This window comes from Azospirillum tabaci, assembly GCF_014596085.1.
Lineage (GTDB): Bacteria > Pseudomonadota > Alphaproteobacteria > Azospirillales > Azospirillaceae > Azospirillum > Azospirillum tabaci.
On sequence record NZ_JACCJY010000062.1, the window covers coordinates 1 to 4,117 of the forward strand.

Below are 4,117 nucleotides of genomic sequence, written 5' to 3' on the forward strand. Positions count from 1 at the left end.
GAGAGCCCGGCCATAGCTGCGCCGGTCGAGGCGCCGATCAGCAGGTAGTGCAGCGCGAAGGCTGCGGCGGACGCGCCCTGCCCGGCCAACAACGCGCGGCGCCCGGACAGCCAGGGCCAGAGGGCAACCAGGGCGAAACCGGCGGCTCCGGCGAGGTCGGAGGGGTGAGGGAAGATCATGGCGAGTCCCTCATTTCCGCAGCAGCCTGTCCTTTGCCGCGGATCCGGCGCTGGAACCGACCCAATACTGAACGGCGTTGACCGCCAGCGTTCCCAGAATGCCGATCATTGTGTCGGCAATCCGCTCCTGCCCAGGCGGGATCTGGGCCGTCAAAATCAGGTAGAGCACCGCCCCGAAAGTCGTCAGAACGATCATCGAGATGACAGGCGCGCCCCAAGAGATGTTGCTGCCCGCCTTCGCCAGTTCGACGGTCTGGGCGCGGGCACTGGCCCGGTCCTCGTTGTCCAGCCGCAGCAGCGCCACGACCTGATCGCCCTGCTGGCGGTACAACTCGGCCAGCTTCGCCGGATCGGTCTGTACCGCGGCGACGGCGCGCTCGGCGTCCGCCGGGGTGCTGATCGGCACGCCGGTCACGGCGGAGACGACGGACACCGCGGCCTCACCGACCTTCTGCGCGGTCTCGCCGGTGCCGAGGGCCGCCTTGAAGACCTCCGGCAGAAGCACCGGGGCCAGGGCGGAGATGATGGGGATGAGCAGTGGCAGCATGATGGGTGCCCCTCCTTCGGGCATGAAAAAAGCCGCCTCGGCGGGGCCGGGCGGTGGGGGATGGCTGGAGGCGCTTTACTTTTCAGACGGGAATCGACGTCACACTTTATGGGCTGGACTGGTGAAGCGGGCTGGCCGACAGATGGAGGACGGAAGCATGTCCCAGGTGGAGCGGCAGGAGCATTGGCAGGGCGTCTACACCCGCAACGCTACCGACGAGGTGAGTTGGTTCCAAATGCATCCGATCGTCTCTTTGGACCTCATTCACGCATCAGACATTCAGCCCGAGGACCGGCTCATCGACGTCGGCGGTGGTGCTTCGACCCTGGTGGACCACCTGCTCGACAGCGGCTTTCGCATGGTTTCGGTTCTCGACATCGCCGGGCCTGCCCTGGCTGCCTCCCGAAGCCGCCTTGGGGATCGTGGAGCCACAGTGGACTGGATCGAGGCGGACGTGACGACATGGCATCCATCACTCCAATACAGCCTCTGGCATGACCGCGCGGTCTTCCACTTCCTGACCGATCCCGCCGACCGCGCCGCCTACAAGACCGCTCTGAACCATGCGCTTCAGAAGGATGGTTGCGTGGTCATTGCCACGTTCGCGCTCGACGGACCGGAACGGTGCAGCGGTCTGCCCGTCGTCCGGTACAGTCCGGAAAGCCTTTCCGCTGAGCTCGGGCCGAGCTACCGGCTGGAACAGGTGGAACATGAAGACCACCGCACACCGGCGGGGCGGACCCAGCGATTCGTCTACTGCCGCTTCCGTCGATTGCTGCTCGGCGGGGAGTAACCTCAATCCAACTCGTCCGCCGGGATGTCCAGCAGGTCCACCGCTTGGCCGGCGAGTGTCCGGGCAAGCGGCGCCCCACCGGTTGGGATGCCTGGAACGCGCTGCTGGACGATTTGCGCCAAGGAGCGAACCTCTCGTGATGCACGTGGTAAGATCCACATCTTACGCAACCACGGAGACATGCAGATGTCTGAGCCTCAGGATCGCAACGAGGAAATTATTGAGAGCGCAAAACCGATTAAGGGCACGAGCGACGGGCTGCTGAATGCCATGGTGGATCGTACACACGCGGTGACGCGGAAGGACCAACATGGGATCATCCCTCCACAGGGCCTCGGGGTAGTTGTCCAGCGCTTTGCCCCCGATGTGACCATCGAGGAGAGCTTTCAGCAATGGTCGGACGATCACGGTGGCGTCGGCGACAAGCTGGGCGATGGCCAGATCTGAGGCATGGGCTTCTGCATCGGCGGGGCATCGCTCTTGTTCGCCCGGAGCCCGCGCTACGCCGCGAGCAGGAAGCCGTGCTCAAGTTTTACATGGAGGAGTTGGGCCGAGCGGTCTCAGTCCAACTCCTCCACCGGGATGTCCGGCAGGTCCACCGTCTGGCCAGCGAGCGCGTGCGAGCTGTCACCGCAGAACTCGATTCTGCCCGAGCGGATGAAGTAATGGCAGACCTGGGCGGCCCGCCCGCTGTTCGGTGCGAACCGCAGGGTGATGTTCACCGAAGGGCTGAAGGTCGGCGCCGTGGCGTTGCCGTCCCAGGTCCACCGAGCCCCGTTCCGAAATGGGGTGTCCACGGCGATCTGGTGCATGGCGTTGCAGCCTGGGCACCAGTGTTCGTGAAGGGTCAGTTCGCCGTACTGCCGGCGAACCAGCTTTGGGCTGAGGATCTCGGTCATGAGATGGCTCCGGAAAAGGAAAAGCCGCCGGGCGGGATGCCGGGCGGCGCGGATCGGTCAGCAGTGGGTGTCGGTCAAGCGGCTACAGCCGTTCCCTGGCCTGCGTCAGGAAGGCTTGGCAGCGGTTCATCTCATCGCTCAGCCATTCCCGATAGCCGGGCGTTCCCGGCGCCGGCGGTTCGGCTGGCTGGATGTGGCAACCGCGGCGACCGCATCCACCGCAGCGCGCCTTGAAGGCCAGCATGTAGAGATCGGTGGCCGGATCGAATTTCGCGAGCAGCAGCTTCATGTCCCGGTAGCTTTGCCGACGACAAGCCGGGCACCAGAATTCAAGCCGCGTCACGCCTCGCTGCGCCAGGGTGCCCAAGGCGTTCAGCCTGTACGACGGTTCGTGTGGCAGTGGGCGATTCGGCTGAGGCATGAAGGAACGTTACGAGAACATGAGACGACGATCAACAATCCAATGGTTTCACGGCCTCGCCTTACCTGTGCACCGTTACCGCCGCAGGATCTCCACCAGCATGCTTGATGCCGTCTCGGTAGGCGCCCACGAACTGGCCGGTCACAGTGCCGCCGCAGTGGTCGCACCGGTACTTGGTGCCGAACTTCTCCGGCTCGATCCGGCGGAACAGGTGGGGGCCAGCGCACCCGTCCAGGGCTCGCAGATTGGCCTGCACCTCGGCCAGAAGGCTCTTGGTGTCGATGGACATCACATCCCCCCTCACACCACACCCAGCGCGATCGCCGTCCGCGTGTCCACCCGCCCAGTGACCGGCAGCCGGTGCACGGCCTGGACCTGCTCCACAGCGTTGGCCGTCCGCCGCCCGAAGTCACCGTCCTCCACGATGGACGGGAAGCCGCAGCGCTGGATCGCCCGCTGCAACGCGGCCACGTCCGGGCCGACGTCCCCGATACCGAGCACGCCGTCGCCCGCGGCGCCGCGCACCCGCTGATAGGCGGCGGCCAACTTCTCGTCGTACAGGTTCTCCCGGAAGGCCGTCCCGTTGTACCCGCGGGCGAACTTGCTCCACCGCTTGCCCCGCAGGGCCGGGAGCAGCCCGCGGGCGGTGACGAAGGCGTTGAACGCGGCGAGCTGGGCGACGGCGCTGTCCGCCATGGCCCGGACGAAGCTCTCGACATCGCCGAAGCCACACATGGCGTGGTTGCTGCCCAGGATCTGCGGCATGCCCCAGGACGCGGCCTTCAGGGCAATCGCCGGCCCGATGGCGCGGTGCTGGCAGGCCCGGTCGAGCCGGTCGTATTCCCCGGCGGCCGTGCTGGAGTAGAGGCGGCGGTCCCAGCTAAGCTCAGCGAGACCAGGCACCGTCACACCACCATTGAGGCGATAGGCGATGTGGGCCTCGAACAGGATCGGCATCCGGCCGTCGGGCCGGTAGGCGCTACGGCCGCCGGTCTCCACGATCAGGACGGCGCGATAGGCCGCCTCCTCGACGCCGAGAGCGTCGGCAGCGGCGGCGATGTCGTTCGGGCCGAGCGGACGCGCGGCGCCGACGACGGTAGGCAGGCGCACGGCTTCAGCCGCGCCGGGGGGCGTGGTGGTCATGAGTTACTTCCTCATTGGAATTGTTTTAAAGAGCGGCGGCGTTTAGGGTCGCGCGATCTGCTTTCCACGGCAGAGTTAGCTGAACCTTGGCGGCTCTCTGGGGCCGCCATTCTTTTTGCCGGCGCGCCAAGCCCC

Annotated in this window: 7 protein-coding genes; 2 read left to right on the forward strand and 5 right to left on the reverse strand. The window is 66.2% G+C overall.

Going from position 1 to position 4,117, the window contains the following annotated elements; all coding sequences use genetic code 11:
• Positions 1–189: 189 nt before the first annotated feature.
• Entirely contained in the window at positions 190–726 is a 537-nt protein-coding gene (locus H0B54_RS29135) for a hypothetical protein (protein WP_188263244.1), read from the reverse strand.
• On the opposite strand from H0B54_RS29135, the gene H0B54_RS29140 reads away from it, so the two are divergent.
• Positions 710–1,519 carry a class I SAM-dependent methyltransferase gene (locus tag H0B54_RS29140; RefSeq protein WP_246472979.1) on the forward strand — a complete coding sequence of 270 codons (810 nt, stop codon included), beginning with the start codon at positions 710–712 and terminating at the stop codon, positions 1,517–1,519. The two genes, H0B54_RS29135 and H0B54_RS29140, sit on opposite strands and share 17 nt — an antisense overlap.
• A gap of 186 nt (positions 1,520–1,705) precedes the next feature.
• On the forward strand, positions 1,706–1,966 hold the full coding sequence (locus H0B54_RS29145) for a hypothetical protein (protein WP_188263245.1): 261 nt from the start codon (positions 1,706–1,708) through the stop codon (positions 1,964–1,966).
• A 113-nt stretch (positions 1,967–2,079) separates the two neighbouring features.
• Here H0B54_RS29145 and H0B54_RS29150 read toward each other — a convergent pair whose 3' ends face one another.
• The 4 genes from H0B54_RS29150 to H0B54_RS29165 form a co-directional block, all read right to left on the reverse strand.
• On the reverse strand, positions 2,080–2,418 hold the full coding sequence (locus H0B54_RS29150; protein ID WP_246472981.1) for a ubiquitination-like system serine protease family protein: 339 nt from the start codon (positions 2,416–2,418) through the stop codon (positions 2,080–2,082).
• Between the two features lie 82 nt (positions 2,419–2,500).
• A complete protein-coding gene (locus H0B54_RS29155) occupies positions 2,501–2,707 on the reverse strand; it encodes a hypothetical protein (protein WP_188263246.1) in 207 nt (68 codons plus the stop codon).
• Positions 2,708–2,900: 193 nt separating this feature from the next.
• Positions 2,901–3,128 (reverse strand): hypothetical protein, encoded by a 228-nt coding sequence (locus H0B54_RS29160; RefSeq protein ID WP_188263247.1) that lies wholly within the window; start codon positions 3,126–3,128, stop codon positions 2,901–2,903.
• Positions 3,129–3,139: 11 nt separating this feature from the next.
• Positions 3,140–3,982 (reverse strand): N-acetylmuramidase domain-containing protein, encoded by an 843-nt coding sequence (locus H0B54_RS29165; RefSeq protein ID WP_188263248.1) that lies wholly within the window; start codon positions 3,980–3,982, stop codon positions 3,140–3,142.
• Positions 3,983–4,117 lie beyond the last annotated feature (135 nt).

What these genes read in the sequence shown, in the direction of transcription:
- H0B54_RS29140 (WP_246472979.1), top strand. Translation starts at nt 710, where the DNA reads ATGAGCAGTGGCAGCATGATGGGTGCCCCTCCTTCGGGCATGAAAAAA.
- H0B54_RS29135 (WP_188263244.1), bottom strand. Translation starts at nt 726, where the DNA reads ATGCTGCCACTGCTCATCCCCATCATCTCCGCCCTGGCCCCGGTGCTT.
- H0B54_RS29145 (WP_188263245.1), top strand. Translation starts at nt 1,706, where the DNA reads ATGTCTGAGCCTCAGGATCGCAACGAGGAAATTATTGAGAGCGCAAAA.
- H0B54_RS29150 (WP_246472981.1), bottom strand. Translation starts at nt 2,418, where the DNA reads ATGACCGAGATCCTCAGCCCAAAGCTGGTTCGCCGGCAGTACGGCGAA.
- H0B54_RS29155 (WP_188263246.1), bottom strand. Translation starts at nt 2,707, where the DNA reads ATGAAGCTGCTGCTCGCGAAATTCGATCCGGCCACCGATCTCTACATG.
- H0B54_RS29160 (WP_188263247.1), bottom strand. Translation starts at nt 3,128, where the DNA reads ATGTCCATCGACACCAAGAGCCTTCTGGCCGAGGTGCAGGCCAATCTG.
- H0B54_RS29165 (WP_188263248.1), bottom strand. Translation starts at nt 3,982, where the DNA reads ATGACCACCACGCCCCCCGGCGCGGCTGAAGCCGTGCGCCTGCCTACC.